The organism is Pseudarthrobacter sp. B4EP4b, from assembly GCF_006680095.1.
Lineage (GTDB): Bacteria > Actinomycetota > Actinomycetes > Actinomycetales > Micrococcaceae > Arthrobacter.
Genome location: NZ_VHIJ01000034.1, coordinates 1 through 15,077, shown reverse-complemented (window position 1 = coordinate 15,077; position 15,077 = coordinate 1). Strand labels below are relative to the sequence as shown.

General features: G+C 65.8%; 15 protein-coding genes. 6 read left to right on the top strand and 9 right to left on the bottom strand.

What is annotated here, in order from left to right; translation table 11 throughout:
* Positions 1-2: 2 nt before the first annotated feature.
* From FNL14_RS12450 to FNL14_RS12440, 3 genes are all read right to left on the bottom strand, one after another.
* The gene (locus tag FNL14_RS12450; RefSeq protein ID WP_091414999.1) at positions 3-2,252 is read right to left on the bottom strand and encodes an RNA degradosome polyphosphate kinase; all 2,250 of its coding nucleotides are present in this window, start codon (positions 2,250-2,252) and stop codon (positions 3-5) included.
* 129 nt (positions 2,253-2,381) lie between these two features.
* Positions 2,382-3,350, bottom strand: a complete 969-nt coding sequence (gene mshD / locus FNL14_RS12445; RefSeq protein ID WP_142060490.1) for a mycothiol synthase — start codon at positions 3,348-3,350, stop codon at positions 2,382-2,384.
* 50 nt (positions 3,351-3,400) lie between these two features.
* Positions 3,401-4,099 carry a response regulator transcription factor gene (locus FNL14_RS12440; protein ID WP_142060488.1) on the bottom strand — a complete coding sequence of 233 codons (699 nt, stop codon included), beginning with the start codon at positions 4,097-4,099 and terminating at the stop codon, positions 3,401-3,403.
* A gap of 339 nt (positions 4,100-4,438) precedes the next feature.
* Here FNL14_RS12440 and FNL14_RS12435 point away from each other — a divergent pair, with 339 nt between their 5' ends.
* The 6 genes from FNL14_RS12435 to FNL14_RS12410 all read left to right on the top strand — a co-directional run bounded on the left by FNL14_RS12435 (position 4,439) and on the right by FNL14_RS12410 (position 9,927).
* The gene (locus FNL14_RS12435) at positions 4,439-5,206 is read left to right on the top strand and encodes a permease (protein ID WP_091415006.1); all 768 of its coding nucleotides are present in this window, start codon (positions 4,439-4,441) and stop codon (positions 5,204-5,206) included.
* A 168-nt stretch (positions 5,207-5,374) separates the two neighbouring features.
* On the top strand, positions 5,375-5,983 hold the full coding sequence (locus FNL14_RS12430; protein ID WP_050054283.1) for an FABP family protein: 609 nt from the start codon (positions 5,375-5,377) through the stop codon (positions 5,981-5,983).
* A 30-nt stretch (positions 5,984-6,013) separates the two neighbouring features.
* Entirely contained in the window at positions 6,014-6,754 is a 741-nt protein-coding gene (locus tag FNL14_RS12425) for a flavodoxin family protein (RefSeq protein WP_142060486.1), read from the top strand.
* Between the two features lie 72 nt (positions 6,755-6,826).
* Positions 6,827-7,909: a folate-binding protein YgfZ gene (locus FNL14_RS12420; RefSeq protein ID WP_181762619.1), complete on the top strand. Its 1,083-nt coding sequence runs from the start codon at positions 6,827-6,829 to the stop codon at positions 7,907-7,909.
* On the top strand, positions 7,909-8,364 hold the full coding sequence (locus FNL14_RS12415; RefSeq protein ID WP_142060484.1) for an ankyrin repeat domain-containing protein: 456 nt from the start codon (positions 7,909-7,911) through the stop codon (positions 8,362-8,364). The genes FNL14_RS12420 and FNL14_RS12415 overlap by 1 nt, the downstream gene beginning before the upstream one ends.
* 48 nt (positions 8,365-8,412) lie before the next feature.
* Positions 8,413-9,927: a DHA2 family efflux MFS transporter permease subunit gene (locus FNL14_RS12410; protein WP_142060481.1), complete on the top strand. Its 1,515-nt coding sequence runs from the start codon at positions 8,413-8,415 to the stop codon at positions 9,925-9,927.
* On the opposite strand, the gene FNL14_RS12405 is transcribed toward FNL14_RS12410, so the two are convergent.
* The 6 genes from FNL14_RS12405 to FNL14_RS12380 form a co-directional block, all read right to left on the bottom strand.
* Positions 9,889-10,605 carry a GNAT family N-acetyltransferase gene (locus tag FNL14_RS12405; RefSeq protein WP_142060479.1) on the bottom strand — a complete coding sequence of 239 codons (717 nt, stop codon included), beginning with the start codon at positions 10,603-10,605 and terminating at the stop codon, positions 9,889-9,891. The genes FNL14_RS12410 and FNL14_RS12405 overlap by 39 nt on opposite strands.
* 9 nt (positions 10,606-10,614) lie before the next feature.
* Complete coding sequence (locus FNL14_RS12400; RefSeq protein ID WP_142060477.1) at positions 10,615-11,583, bottom strand: IS481 family transposase; 969 nt, start codon at positions 11,581-11,583, stop codon at positions 10,615-10,617.
* Between the two features lie 164 nt (positions 11,584-11,747).
* Complete coding sequence (locus tag FNL14_RS12395; RefSeq protein WP_091415021.1) at positions 11,748-12,773, bottom strand: ATP-dependent 6-phosphofructokinase; 1,026 nt, start codon at positions 12,771-12,773, stop codon at positions 11,748-11,750.
* 180 nt (positions 12,774-12,953) lie between these two features.
* Positions 12,954-13,211: a PspC domain-containing protein gene (locus FNL14_RS12390; protein ID WP_091415023.1), complete on the bottom strand. Its 258-nt coding sequence runs from the start codon at positions 13,209-13,211 to the stop codon at positions 12,954-12,956.
* Positions 13,212-13,214: 3 nt separating this feature from the next.
* Entirely contained in the window at positions 13,215-13,514 is a 300-nt protein-coding gene (locus FNL14_RS12385) for a hypothetical protein (protein WP_170850644.1), read from the bottom strand.
* Position 13,515: 1 nt separating this feature from the next.
* A partial coding sequence (locus FNL14_RS12380) for a PspC domain-containing protein (RefSeq protein ID WP_255470814.1) occupies positions 13,516-15,077 on the bottom strand: 1,562 nt, incomplete at its 5' end.

Sequence of the window (15,077 nt, the reverse complement as noted above, 5' to 3'; positions counted from 1 at the left end):
CCTTACCGTCGGCTCAGGCTGCGTTGCCGTGGCCGCGATGCCAGCAGGAAGGACTGGACGTCCTCGAGGGGCCTGCCATCGTCGCCCAGATGGTGGCGCGTCCACCTTCCCTCGTTGTCCAGGTGCCAACTGGCGGTTTCGGGCGCCATGTAGCGCTTCATCAGGTCCAGGACATACTGGATGTCATCAGCGCTGGCCAGCTGGACCAGCGCCTCCACCCGGCGGTCCAGGTTGCGGTGCATCATGTCCGCTGAGCCGATATACACCACCGGATCCCCGCCGTTCGCGAAGGCAAACACGCGGGAGTGCTCCAAGAACCTGCCCAGGATGGAGCGGACGGTGATGTTGTCGCTGAGCCCCGGTACGCCCGGGCGCAGCGAGCAGATGCCGCGCACCACAACATCCACCTTCACCCCGGCCTGTGACGCCCGGTAGAGCGAGTCGATAATAGCCTCGTCCACCATGGAGTTGACCTTGATCTGGACCCGGCCCGGCAGCCCGGCACGGGCGTTGCGGATCTCGGTCTCAATCCTGTCGATCAGCCCGGAGCGCACCGAACGCGGGGCGACCAGAAGGCGCTTGAAGGTTGACTTGGGCGCATAACCGGAGAGCTGGTTAAACAGTTTGGACAGGTCCTCGCCCACCTGGTCATTGGCCGTGAGGAGACCGAGGTCCTCGTAGTAGCGAGCCGTCCGCGGGTGGTAGTTGCCGGTGCCGATGTGGCAGTAGCGGCGCAGACCATCCACTTCCTGGCGCACCACCAGCGAGAGCTTGCAGTGCGTTTTCAGGCCCACGATGCCGTACACCACGTGCACGCCTGCCTGCTCCAGCTTGCGGGCCCAGGAGATGTTCGCCTGCTCGTCAAACCGGGCCTTGATCTCCACCAGGGCAAGGACCTGCTTGCCGGCCTCGGCCGCATCAATCAGGGCGTCCACGATGGGGGAATCACCGGAGGTCCGGTACAGGGTTTGCTTGATGGCCTGCACCTTGGGATCCGCTGCCGCCTGCTCCAGGAACGCCTGCACAGAGGTGGAAAACGAGTCGTAGGGGTGGTGGAGCAGGATGTCCCGGCGGCGCATGGCCGCGAAAACGTTGGCCGCCTTGGACGTCTCGGACTCGTTGAGGTACCGGGACGTGTGCGGGACATGCTTAGGGTAGTGCAGGTCCGCGCGGTCGATGCCGGCAATGACGGACAGGCCGCGGAGGTCCAGCGGTGCGGGGACCGAGTAGACCTCGGATTCCTCTACGCCCAGTTCGCGGATCAGCAGCGCCCGGATGTTGGGGTTGATGTCGTTGGTGACCTCAAGGCGGACAGGAGGGCCAAAGCGCCGGCGCAGGAGCTCCTTTTCCAGTGCCTGCAGGAGGTTCTCGGCGTCGTCCTCTTCGACCTCCACGTCCTCGTTCCGGGTCACCCGGAAGGTGTGGTGTTCCAGGACCTCCATCCCGGCAAACAATTTGTCCAGGTGGACGGCAATAACTTCTTCAAGCGCGATGAAGCGGGCCACCCGGCCAGCTACGGCCCCGGCCCGCGGGCCGTCAATGGAGATCAACCGCGGCAGCTGGTCCGGGACCTTCACGCGGGCGAAGAGCTCTTTGTCGCTGACCGGATTCCGGACCACCACGGCCAGGTTCAGTGAGAGCCCGGAAATGTAGGGGAACGGGTGCGCCGGGTCCACGGCCAGGGGCGTGAGGATGGGGAACACTTTTTCGGCGAACATCTGGCTGAGCTGCTGCTTGGCGGCATCGTCGAGTTCATCCCAGTGCATGAGGTGGATGTGCTCATAGGCCAGGGCCGGGCGGATCTGCTCTGCGAAGACCTGGGCGTGGCGCTGCTGGAGCCGGTGTGCTTCCTCACCGATCTTTTCCAGCACCTCCACCGGGCTCAGGCCGGCGGGGGAGGGGACGGCCAGTCCCGTGGCGATCCGCCGTTTCAGTCCCGCCACCCGGACCATAAAGAACTCGTCCAGGTTGGACGCGAAGATGGAGAGGAAGCTGACGCGTTCCAGCAAGTGCAGTGTAGGGTCCTCGGCCAGCTCCAGGACGCGGGAGTTGAAGCTGAGCCAGCTCAGTTCACGGTCCAGGAAACGGTCCGGCCGGATATCCCCGTCGGGCTCCAGGTTGGGCGCAAAGTCGGGGATGTCTATCCGGTCCTGCGTGGCCCGCGCCGCAGGAACCTCCGAGGAGCCGAAGCGCGCGCGCACCGGGACTGGAGTCTCTTGGGACGTGGCTGCTCCGGAAGGTTCCGGGTTCATGGCATCTCCTTTACCTGGCGCTTGATGCTGCCGTTTCCGGCCGGCGCGGTTCTGTTTCAACCTTACAAGCATTCAAGGCGGGAAGGCCCTTGATTTGGCGTCCCAAGACCCCTGGGTCAGGCGATTGGACTAACCGGCCGCCGGGCCGTACATCACGTCCATGTCCCACCGGGAAAAGCCCAGCCGCCGGTACAGGGCAACCGCCGGCGCGTTATCGGCGTCGACGTACAGCATGACGGCGTGCAGCCCCAACGACTGCAGGTGCTTGATGCCCGCCACCGTGAGGGCCTTGCCCAAACCTGATCCCTGGGCTTCCGGGGTCACGCCCACCACGTAGATCTCGCCCACTGAAGGGTGGGCGCCGTGCCGGGGATGGACCTTCGTCCAGTGGTAACCCAGCAGCCGGCCGTCCCGGCCAACGGCCAGGAGGAAGCCCGCCGGATCGAACCAGGATTCGGCCATACGGGCATCAAGGTCCGCCCGGGTAAGGCTGCCCTGCTCCGGGTGGTGCGCGAAGGCGGCGCGGTTGGCCGCCAGCCAGCCCTCCTCATCCTGCCCCGGCACAAACGCCCGGATGCGCACCCCGTCCGGGAGGACGACGTCGGGAAGGTCCGCCGCCGTCGTCGTCATCCGCATTTTCCACAGTTCACGCACGGGCACGTAGCCGTAGCGGGCGGCAAGATCAGCGGCCGCCTCGTGGTTGCCGTGGGACCAGGCCTTCAACCCGGCGAACCCCCGCCGGTCCCGCAGCACGCCTACCAGGCGGTCCGCCACGCCCTGGTTGCGGTAACTGGGATGCACCGCGATCTCCACCACCCCGGTACCATCGGGCTCTTCCACCACAGCGGCGAACCCGGCCAGGTCCTGGCCGGAGGAGGGATCCGAGTCTTCATCCGGTGCGTACAGGGCCAGGGTCAGCACGTTGTGTTCGGTAGAATCCCCGGCGCGCATGCTGATCAGGGTCTGTTCGGAGATAGACGGGTTGCCATCCGACTCTTCCGCCGCTGCCAGGAGGTTGCGGCAGTCTTTGAGCAGCTGCTGGTCAACCCCGCCTTGGACTGCATGGACGGGCCACTTCTCAGGGTGTGCTGGAGTCATGAAGCAAGGCTATACGTCGAAGGCTGCGGGCGGACTGCGGTGAAGCCGGTTCAGGCTTCGGTCAGCTCGTCTTCCTGCTGCCGTACCAGGGTGAGCCGGTAGCCGACGTTGCGGACAGTGCTGATGAGGTTTTCGTGGTCGGCGCCCAGCTTGGCCCGCAGGCGCCGGACATGCACGTCCACCGTCCGGGTGCCGCCGTAGTAGTCATAGCCCCACACCTCGGTGAGGAGCTGCTGGCGCGTGAACACCCGGCCCGGGTGCTGCGCCAGGTACTTCAGGAGCTCGAACTCCTTGAATGTCAGGTTCAGCGGCGCGCCGTTCACCCGGGCGGTGTAGCTCGCTTCGTCAATGACGACCCCTGCAGCCCGGATCTCGGACGGTGCGTCCTCCTGGTCCGGGACAGCCCGGGCGACGGAGAGCCTGATACGGGCCTCTACCTCGGCGGGGCCGGCTGACTCAAGCACGATGTCGTCAACGGCCCAGGCAGAGGAAACGGCGGCCATGCCGCCTTCAGTCAGGATCAGCACCAGCGGTGCACTGAGGCCGGTGGCCTTCAGGAGCTGGGTGAGGGACCGGGCGCCCACAAGGTCCTTGCGGGCATCGAGCAGTACGATGTCGCAGGGATCGGTCTCCAGCAGTGCTGTGGGCTCGGCGGGGAGGATGTGCACCCTGTGGTTCAGCAATTCCAAGGCAGGCAGGATGTCCACCGAAGAACCGGTGCTGTTCGTCAATAACAGGATGTGCGACATTGTTCCTCCAAGGGCCGTCCGCGCATCGTTGGGCGACTGAACCGGATTTTCACCGGCCGGTACTGGCTCCCCGCCCCGGTTTTGGGCCACTGCCATCCGCAATGATCCGGCTACCCCGGCAGGGAACTTAGCTGAGCCTTGAGTATACCCGGCGGGTCCCCCAGCGGCATGGATTGGCTTCGGACCACGGTACGTTTTGCGACATATGCCGTTCATATAAGGCAGGATTGGGGCAGGGCTGGATGCCCTGGCACTGAGGGCGGGCGCCGCCTTCCAACGTCAACGCAGGATGGGATGCAGCGCAGTGAGTGCACAGACTAAGCCCCGGCCGGGATCCGAATGACGGCGGAACTTCAGGCACCCGCGCGCTCCCTGGGTTCATGGACCATTGGCGTGGCGGGCCTTGCCGGACTGGCGGCCATCGTCGGCGGGGTCTATGCGTCCCGGGAGGCCCTGGTGGCCGTTGCGGTGGCCATCGCAGCCGGTGTTGGCATCGGCTGGCCCCACTTCCTCCGGATTCCCGCCAAAAAGACCCTGGCCGCCGTGATTGGCCTGGCCGGCGCCGGGTCCGCTGTGGCCGCCGCCTACGCGCCCGCTCCCGGGTTCCTGGATTGGACCCCGCCCTTTATTGCGCTCGGAATCATGGCGGTGTTTGTAGTGCAGCTCATCCGCGGGACCGGCCAGGCGCAGCGGCTGGAGTCGACCCTCGGCTGTTCCGTGGGAGTGCTGCTGTCCTGCCTGGGCGCCGGGTGGATCGCCGGTGCAAGGTTCAACGGGGTCCGCGAGATGCTGCTCGTGGCGGCCATCAGCGCGGCGGTTGCCCTGCTGGCGGGGCTGATCCGCTGGCCGGACAGCATCGTGGCTCCCCTCGGTATCGTCCTGGCCGGACTTGCCGGGCCGCTTGCGGGGCTGGTTCTGTCCGACATCGCCGTGCTCCCGGCCGCGATTTTTGGTGTGGTAGTGGGTGCGGTGCTCGTGAGCTTCCGCCGCCTTGTTACCGTGCGGGGGGCGCCGCTGAATGTTCCTGCTGCCCTTAGCATGGGGCTGGCGCCTGTTTCTGCAGTAGGTTCTCTTGCCTACTTCATAGACAAACTACTCATCTACTAACGGTTAGGATGGCATCATGTCCGTACTTGCTTTTGAAATTTTCTTCCTTGTCCTGCTCGGCATCGCCAGCCTGTCCATGGCGTGGTTTGCCGGCTTTGTGGTCTACCGCCTCTTCAAAGGCCAGAAGTAGACCCTTTCCGGAGCTAGCCGTTTTCCGAGGTAATTGCTGTGCCGATTGATATTCCCACAGACCTGACTCCAGAACTTGTCCCGCTTTCCTGGCTCATTGGTGAGTGGGAGGGCCGCGGCCGGCTGGGCAGCGGGGACGAGGACTCGGAGCACTTCCTGCAGCACGTGTCGTTCACGCACAACGGGCTGCCGTACCTGCAGTACCGGGCGGAGAGCTGGCTGACGGACGACGACGGCACGCGGCTGCGGCCGCTGACGGTCGAGACCGGCTTCTGGGCACTTGAGCGCAAACAGCTGGATGCCGACGGCGGCCCCGGCCTTATTCCGGCAGACATTGTGCCGGCGTTGAAAAGCGCAGACGAAGTGGAAGCCCTGCGCAACAGCGAAGGCGGCTTCGACATTTCCGTGTCCATCTCGCACCCCGGGGGCATCTCCGAGCTGTACTACGGGCAGATCAAGGGTCCGCAGATCCAGCTCACCACGGATATGGTGATGCGCGGAAGCCACTCCAAGGACTACAGTGCTGCCACGCGCATCTTCGGCCTGGTGGATGGAAACCTGCTCTGGCGCTGGGATGTGGCGGTGGGCGGCAAGGAAGGCAAAGGGCTTGAAGCCCATGCGTCTGCCTTCCTCAAAAAGGTATCCTGACCACCACAGGAACGAAGGAAGGGCGCGGCAATGGAGGATCCCGGAAACCTGCAGGCGCCGGGGCACGGGCGGGATTACAGCGACCTGAAAGCCGTTTTCTTCAACGGGACCCTCAAGAGATCACCGCAGACCTCCAATACTGACGGCCTGATCACCATCAGCCGCCTGATCATGGAAAAGCAGGGTGTCAGCACGCGGGTGATCCGCACCGTGGACCATGACATCGCCAGCGGCGTGTACCCGGACATGACCCAGTACGGCTGGCCCACCGACGAATGGCCGCAGCTGTATCCGGCGGTGCAGGAAGCGGACATCGTGGTGGTGGCCGGGCCCATTTGGCTCGGCGACAACTCCTCCCAGACCAAGAAGCTCATCGAACGCCTCTACGCCCACTCCGGTGAACTCAACAGCAAGGGCCAGTGGGCGTTCTACCCGAAGGCGGGCGGCTGCCTGATCACGGGCAACGAGGACGGCATCAAGCACTGCGCCATGAATGTCCTGTACAGCCTGCAGCACATTGGCTTCAGCATTCCGCCGCAGGCCGATGCCGGCTGGATCGGTCCTGTTGGTCCGGGCCCGAGCTACCTTGACGAGGGCTCCGGCGGTCCCGAAACCGACTTCACCAACCGGAACGCCACGTTCATGACCTGGAACCTCCTGCACCTGGCCCGGATCCTCAAGGACGCCGGCGGATACCCGGACTACGGCAACCTCCCCAAGGAATGGGCCGCCGGAACCCGCTTCGATTTTGAAAACCCGGAATACCGGTAGCCACACCTGCCTGTGGTCGGGCGGCCGCACCAACTCCGGAATACTCCCTGACTAAAGGACGTTGCCCCCAGTATGACTACTCCCAGCCCTCTGTTGTCGCGCCCCGGAGCCGTTGAGGCCGCAGGTGCGGACGCCGGCGTCGCGGCCCACTATGGCGAGCCGCTGCGCGAGCAGCGCGCCCTCGCAGCCGGAACCGCCGTCGTCGACCTATCCTCCCGCGGCGTGGTGACGGTCACCGGGCCGGACCGCCTGAGCTGGCTTAACACGCTGTCCTCCCAGCAGGTCACCGGCCTGCGGCCGGGAGAGTCCAGCGAGCTGCTCCTCCTGAGCGTGCAGGGCAGGATTGACTTCGACGCCCGGGTGATTGACGACGGCGGGACCACCTGGCTGATCGTGGAGGGCGCCGAAGCGGCCCCGCTGGCGGAGTTCCTGAACAGGATGAAGTTCATGCTGCGGGTGGAGATCGCCGACGTCTCGGCCGACTGGGCCGTTGTGGGGAGCACCAAGGCTGTTCCCGAGTGGTCGGACCGGCTTGCGTGGCTGGACCCGTGGCCGCATGTATCCGCAGGCGGGTACTCCTACGCAACGGTTGCAGAGGAAAACCACCCCGGGCTCGAACGCCCGTGGTTTGAATACCTGATTCCTGCCGCCGGGCTGGAAGATGCTGTGGACGGGCGCGCCCTGGCCGGGGTCCTCGCCGCCGAAGCCCTGCGCGTTGCGGCGTGGCGTCCCCGCATCGGTGCCGAAACGGACGATAAAACCATCCCGCATGAACTGGACCTCCTCCGGACCGCAGTCCACCTGGCCAAGGGCTGCTACAAGGGCCAGGAAACCATCGCACGCGTGCACAACCTGGGACACCCGCCGCGGCGGCTCGTGTTCCTCCAGCTCGACGGCTCACAGCACACGCTGCCCGAGGCCGGCAGCCCGGTGCTGGTAGGGGAGCGGAAGGTAGGGGCGGTGACCTCCGTGGCGCAGCATTACGAGATGGGCCCGGTTGCGCTGGCAGTCATAAAGCGTTCCGTAGCGGCGGATGAAATACTGACGGTCCTGGACGGGGACGAGCCATACACTGCCGCCCAGGAACTGATCGTTGCCCCCGACGCCGGCCAGGTGGTGGGGCGCCAGACCGGATTCCTCAAGGGGCCACGCTAATGACTGACAACGCCGCCGTACCGTCCAATAACACTCCGTCCCACACTGCACCGGCCAACTCTCCCGGGGCCAGCGGTGGTCCGGATGATGAAACGCTTGCCCTGGCGCATACGCTCTTCCAGGCGGCCCGGGAAGGGGACTCGGCTTTGCTGGGCGCGTATCTCGACGCCGGCGCTCCCGCCACCATGACCAATGCCGCTGGCGACTCCCTGCTGATGCTGGCCGCCTACCACGGCCACGCAGAGGCTGTGCAGCTGATCCTGAAACACGGCGCCGAGGCAAACGCAGCCAACGACCGGGGACAGACCCCGCTGGCCGGAGCCGCGTTTAAGGGCTACACCGATGTTGCCCGTGTCCTGCTGGACGCGGGCGCAGACCCGGACGCGGGATCACCGTCCGCCCGGGCCGCCGCCCAAATGTTCGCCCGTACGGAGATCCTGAATCTCCTGGGCTAGGATCACCGGGTCCCGCCTGGCCGCAACACCCTGACGAAAGATGCCCGAGTGGAAAACGTAGCAAGGCCCTGGCCGGCCCTGTGGTCCCTGGTGATCGGGTTCTTTATGATCCTGATCGACAGCACCATCGTGTCCGTGGCCAACCCGCGGATCATGGAAAGCCTGGACGCCGACATCAACGCGGTCATCTGGGTGACCAGCGCCTACCTGCTGGCCTACGCGGTCCCGCTGCTGATCACCGGCAGGCTCGGTGACCGGTTCGGTCCCAAGAAGCTCTATCTCCTGGGCCTTGTGGTGTTTACGCTGGCCTCGCTGTGGTGCGGACTGTCCGCCAATGTCGAGACCCTCATTGCGGCGCGGGTCCTGCAGGGCCTTGGGGCGGCAATCATGACTCCACAGACCATGGCCGTCATTACGCGGATCTTTCCGCCGGACCGGCGCGGGGCGGCAATGTCCATCTGGGGAGCAACCGCCGGCATGGCGACGCTTGTGGGGCCCATCCTGGGCGGCGTCCTGGTGGACGGCCTTGGCTGGGAATGGATCTTCTTTATCAACGTCCCGGTTGGCGTGGTGGGCTTTATCCTCGCCTGGCGCAACGTCCCCGCCCTCAGCACCCATCCGCACCGGTTCGATATCCCCGGCGTCCTGCTCAGCGCCGTGGGACTCTTCCTGCTGGTTTTCGGCATCCAGGAAGGCGAGACATACAACTGGGGCACCATCACAGGGCCTGTCAGCGTATGGGGCCTGATCATCGCGGGGATCGCCGTCCTTGTCCTGTTTGTCCTCTGGCAGCGTTTCAATAAGGGCGAACCGCTGTTGCCGCTGGCGCTGTTCCGGGACCGGAACTTTTCCCTCGCCAACCTTGGAATCACCCTCGTGGGCTTTACGGTGACTGCCTTCACCCTGCCGCTGATTTTCTATTACCAACTGGTCCGTGGCCTCACGCCCACCCAGTCAGCCCTCCTGATGGTGCCCATGGCGCTGATCTCCGGTGGCCTGGCGCCCGTGGTGGGGAAGATCGTGGACCGGGTCAACCCGAAGTATCTTGCCGCTGGCGGTTTGACCCTGATGGCTGTGTCGCTGGTCTGGAACTCGGTCCTGATGCAGCCGGACACACCCATTTGGATGTTCCTGCTGCCCAGCGCCGTCCTGGGACTTGCCAACGCGGGCATTTGGGCGCCGCTGAGCACCACCGCCACCCGCAACCTGCCGCCGCGCCAGGCCGGTGCCGGTTCGGGGGTCTACAACACCACCCGCCAGTTCGGGGCGGTCCTGGGCAGCGCTGCCATCGCCGTGCTGATCCAGTCCCGGCTGGCTGCCGAGCTTCCCTCGGGCGGACCGGGCGGAGCTGCCGGCGAGGGCATGGCTTTTTCCGGAAGCCTGCCTGAGGCCCTCCACAGCGGATTCGCGACGGCGATGGGCCAGTCCATCCTGCTGCCCGCCGCAGTGATCCTGGTCGGGGCGGCAGTGGCAATGTTCTTTGCCAAGCCGCAGCCGGTTCAGGGCTGGGGCAACGCCACCCCGTCAGCCAAGGTGGACGCTGGTCTGGATTCCGCCGGCTGACAGGCCGAGCTTCCGGGCCAGCGCCAGGGATCCGGTGTTGCTGACATCGGTGCGCCACTGCAGCGTAAGCCCTGCCGCCAGGGCTTCATGGGCGGCAATGGATACGGCGAGCGAGCCCAGCCCGCGGCGCCGCCACTCCGGGTCCACCAGGACCCCGAGGTGCGCCAGCAGGCCCACCCACTCCGAGTAGGCGCCGCAGGCCAAGGGCACGCGGCGGCCTTCCACCTCATGGACGATGGTGTAGCGGTTCTCGAGGTCCGAAAGGCCCACCTCGTTCACATCGTCCGGCGGGCAGCGGCCCTCCAGCTCAATGGCTTCCGGATTGCCGTGCGAGACGGTCATTTCTTCCGAGGGCTGCTTGAGCGGCAAGTCATCCGCGAAAAACAGCGCCGCCGCTCCCAATCCGTGGCCGCCATGGGAGCGGGTGAGCGTCAGCAACGTGACGTGCTGGGCCATCTCCTCATCCGGGATGCCTGCGGCGGCGTCAATGATCCACTGCGGACCAACCAGCGCCGAACTGCCAAAGAGCCGGACGAACTCGACGGTCCGGGCTGATTCGTCGGCGCGGACAATCCGCTCGCCGGAGGCCAGGGCAGAACTGAATGCGTCATCGTCCAGTCCCAGGCGCCGTGCCCACGCAAGCTGGATGATGGCGGCGGAACCGGGGTCAAGTGTCATAACCCCAGCCTAGGTGTATTGACCAGAGAGGTTGGTGACGCGGCTGGCCGGTGTCTGACCTTTGAGGGCAGTGTGGGCTCTGTGGTGATTGTAGGCGTGCAGCCAGTCCGGGAAAGCGGCAACACGCTCGGCCTCTGATCGGTAAGGGCGCGTGTAGGCCCATTCCTCGAGCATGGTGCGATTGAACCGTTCGACCTTGCCGTTGGTCTGAGGCCGGTAGGGGCGGGTGCGTTTGTGCTTGATGTCCGGGCCCAGGGCTTCGGCGAAGGCGCGGGACCGGTAGCAGTTCCCGTTATCGGTCAAGACGCGCTGGACCGTGATTCCATGGGTTTGGAACCAGGCGTTAGCCCGTTTCCAGAACGCGGCTGCTGTTTCCTTTGTCTCGTCGGCGAGGATCTCCGTGTAGGCCAGGCGTGAGTGGTCGTCGATGGCGTTATGGAGGAAGTGGTAGCCGGGCCTGCGGTTGGACGGTGTCCTTGCTTTGTTGCGGCGGCCGGGAGCTCGGCCCAGGACGCGGTGTCCGCCTCCGTCGGGGATACGGCCGAGCTTTTTGATGTCTACGTGGACCAGGTCCCCGGGCTTGTCGTGCTCGTAGCGGCGGATTACCCTTCCGGTGCCGCGATCGAGCCAAGTCAGTTTGGCCAGCCGGTAACGGGATAGCACCCGGTGGACGGTCGAGGGGTGGATGCCGAGCAAGTAGCCGATCCTTGCAGGGCCCCACCGGCGGTTCACGCGTACGGCGATGATCCGCCGCTCCGTTCGCGTTGCAGTCCGCTGTGGCGAGGAATGCGGCCGGCTGGATCGGTCTTCCATTGCTTCCGGGCCGTGCTCACGGTAGCGCTCCGCCCAGCGCACAGCGGTCGGAACCGAGACCTGAAACCGTTCCGCAGCCCGGCGCAGACTCCAGTGCTGATCCACGACGCATTGAGCAAGCTGCAGCCGGCCGCGAGGGGTCAATAGAGCGTTAGGGTGGGACATGAAGGCCTCCGTGTGTGGAATTGGACTCTAGACAAGCCCCACTCCACCCGGAGGTCTTCTTCATGTCACCAAACCACGCCGGGCGTCACTAACGTCCGTGGACAATACACCTAGGGCGGTCACGCGGCGCCGCCGGGCAGGACACCTCAGCTGAACGGGACACCTCAGCCGAAGAGGACAGCGGCTTCGTCGTAGCGCTTCTGCGGAACGGTCTTGAGCTGGCCCAGGGCCTCCTGGAAGCCCACGTGCTCGATGTCCGTGCCTTTCAGCGCCACCATGGTGCCCCAGTAGCCTTCCACCACTGAGTCGATGGCGGCCATGCCCAGCCGGGTGGCGAGGACACGGTCAAAGGCTGACGGCACGCCGCCGCGCTGGATGTGGCCCAGGATGGTGGCGCGGGTTTCGATGCCGGTACGGGCTTCGAGCTCAGGCGCGAGCTGGTCCGCGATGCCGCCCAGCCGGGGCCGGCCGAAGGTATCCAGCCCGCGCTCGGAGTGCGGGGTTTCCATGTGCTCGGGCACGAAGCCTTCGGCGACCACTACCAGCGGTGCGCGGCCACGGGCGTGGGCTTCATTCACCCACTCGGTGATCTGCTCGATGCTGACCTTCTGCTCCGGGATGAGGATGGCGTGGGCGCCGGCTGCCATGCCGGCGTGAAGGGCAATCCAGCCCACGTGCCGGCCCATCACTTCGGCAATCATGCAGCGGTGGTGTGATTCGCCCGTGGTCCGCAGCCGGTCGATGGCTTCGGTGGCGATCTGTACAGCAGTGTCGAAGCCGAAGGTGTAGTCGGTGGCGTCGAGGTCGTTGTCAACAGTCTTGGGGACGCCCACGATCTTCAGTCCTGCGTCAGTCAGACGCTTGGCTGCGGCCAGGGTTCCCTCACCGCCGATAGCAATGATCGCGTCGATGCCGAGGCGGTCCATGTGCTCTTTGATGACCTCGGGCCCGCCGCCGTTTTCAAAGGGATTGGTGCGGGAAGTGCCCAAAATGGTGCCGCCCTGCTTGGCGATGCCGCGGACCATGGTGCGGGGGATATCGATGATGTCGCCCTCCACCACGCCGCGCCAGCCGTCAAGGAAACCCACGAATTCGTGACCGTGGATGGCGATGCCTTTGAGGACGGCTCCGCGGATCACGGCGTTCAGTCCGGGGCAGTCGCCACCGCTGGTGAGAATTCCAATTTTCATGTCTCTGGCTCAAATCCTGGGGAGAAGGTGTACAGGCAGAGCGCCACGCTGAGCTCACATAGAGTCTAGTGGGGGGTGTGGGGTACGACACAAACCGGTTACATTGCCCAGCCCCGCGAAGTCCCCGGACACAACAAAGGCTCCCGCTCCAAAAGAGGAGCGGGAGCCTTTGCCGTGTCGCTATGGACGGTTGATGGACCGCCGCTCAAGGAATGTCTGGAGCGGGATGACGTTGCGCTGGTCCGGCAGGACCACCCAGGCCAGGAGGTAGAAGATGACGGCGGGTCCGGGGAGCAGGCAGAAGACCAGGAAGGCGATCCGGACGAAGGCCACGTCCACGTTGAGCTTGGCTGCGACTCCTCCCAGTACCCCTCCGAGCCAGCGTTCGGGTCCGCGTTTCAGGCCAAGGCCCCTGACGATGCTGAAAAACTTGTCCATGGTTCAAGACTTCCGTGTTGAGGAGCTGTTGTCACGTTTCCGGGCGGAGAGGAGACCGCCCACCACCAGGGCCGCGCCGGCGCCTATCATCAGGCCGATCAGGACGTAGGTCCAGTTCAGGGTGACGATGCCGAGCTGGGCGATGATGATCAGGGCGGCGAGGGCCAGGACGATCAGGCCCCACACCACGGTGCCCACCCTCGCCCCTGCCGCTGGGGCACCAGAGGCGCCTGCCGCCGTCGTGCTTCCCGGGACGTAGGGATCCGGAACATAGGGGTCCGGGGCCGGATTGTTGGTGCTCATCTCAGTTGCCTTCCTCGATGGTGATGTTGCTGAAGGCGCCGTCGATCTCGATGATCAGGTGGCTGCCAGGCTGGTCGCTGTTGTAGCTGCTTTCCCTGGTGGTGACACCGCCACGGTTGCCGCCGCTTTCATGGATGTTCCCCATGGCCATGTCCGCCTTGATGTCCACGGGCATTTTGTCGGGGATGACGATCGTCACGTTGCTTGCCGCGATGTCGAGCGGAACCACGACGTCGGACGCCAGCGGGGCGTTGCCGTCCAGCTGGGTGAGGTCAACAGTGCCGCGGCTGCCCGCCACATCAAGGCCGTTGCGGGCATCTTCGATGCTCGCCGGGCTCCAGTTCAGCTGCTGGAACCGCATCCGGTCGCCGTTGTTGCCCACCACGTTGAAGATGCCGCCGACGATGAGCGCTGCCACCGCGAAGAACGAGAGGATACCGGACGTCCTGCCGCGCAGGCCCATCATGAGGATCCCGAGGCCCAGGACTGCTGCCGCGCTGGCCCACGCGATGGCGTTGGCGGAGTCGCCCAGGTTGATGATGCGGGTGACATCCAGCGCCTTGAGCCCGGCACCTACCAGCAGGGCGCTGCCGGCAACGATCGCGACGGCGGGAGCACCGGGACCAGCGGGACGCACTTTGGGTGCCGGCGGCGGGCCCTGGGGCGGCCTCGTGTTGTCCCAGCCGCTGCCGCCGGAACCGCTGCCACCGTAGGCACCGCTTCCATACGCGCTGCCGTTATAGCCGCTGCCGGACGGGGTGCCGGTGGAAGTGCCGCCGTAGGGGCTGCCGGTGAAAGGACCGGTGCCCGCGACGTCGGAGTAGGGAGGAGTTGTTGCGGTGGGGAAACCCGCCGCGTACGCAGGGGCGCCTGCCGCTGCTGCGCCGGCCGGGACGCCAGCTGCTGCCTTGTTCCGCCGGACCAGGTAGTAGATGAGGTAGATGGCGCCGCCCACCCAGAAGATGGTCCAGAGGAAGGCGCCGAAGCCGTGGTTGCCCCAGCCCCAGAAGCCGCCGCCCAGCCCGCTGAAGCCGAGGATGGTGGCGATCAGGGAACCGGTCATGCCGCTGGTCCAGCGCCCTGCACCCGCTTCCTGGACGTGGATCCGGCCGTCGGGCTCAGGCAGGAATGCCCACGCCAGGCCGTAGAGGAGAACGCCGATTCCGGCGAAGAGGGTCAGGACGATGAAGACGCCGCGGATGATCAGCGGGTCAATGCCCATGCGGTGGGCAATGCCGCTGGAGACGCCGCCGATCCAGCGGTCCTGGCCACGGCTGATGCCGTGGCCCCGGACCCAGCCGAAGAAGTCTCCCTGCTGGCCGGGCATTCCGGCATATGCGTAGCTCCCGGAGTTCGGGGCGGAATAGGATCCGGCGTAGGGGCCGCTGGAGGTGTCCTGGCTGGATCCGATGCTGGGCCCGCGGCCGGATTCGCTGGCCGCTTCCTGTGCCGGCTCCTGCGCCGGTTCCTGTGCCGGCTCCTGGTCCTGGGGGGAAGAGGAAGCCGCTGGCAGTGGCTCTGTGGGGTGTGTGTTGTCCCGTTCGGGGAGGGGCTCCGTGGGGT